General features: G+C 43.6%; 1 protein-coding gene. It reads right to left on the minus strand.

Going from position 1 to position 346, the window contains the following annotated elements:
* Positions 1-110 precede the first annotated feature (110 nt).
* The coding region (locus ACW9H9_RS28845; protein ID WP_457346742.1) for a hypothetical protein at positions 111-346 on the minus strand (236 nt) is incomplete at its 5' end.

Genomic DNA, 346 nt, shown 5'->3' on the forward strand with positions numbered 1-346 from the left:
CGTTTGAAGTGTAGACGAATTACTCAGAAATTTATTTCGCGAACAGCACACTAGTGCGAATCATGATGAAATGCCTTTGGATAGCAATATCAATCACACCGATATTTTCTCTAGCTCGTGGCGATGAAAAAATTGACATAATTTCTCTTCACGTCGGAAAGCTTTACACCGATGTTATTCGCGACTCCACCTTCCCCGTAATTTCCAAAACCGTCATACGCCCATCCGATCCTCCCATCGAGGATTCTACTTGGTTCAGCAGCCCAGTAATCGTAAAGTTCGACGATCTTAAACATGGTTTCACGTTGCCTCCAACCAAGTTTGGCGCTGTAGGTTATAGCTTTGG

Source organism: Pseudomonas sp. SDO5215_S409 (genome assembly GCF_054071325.1).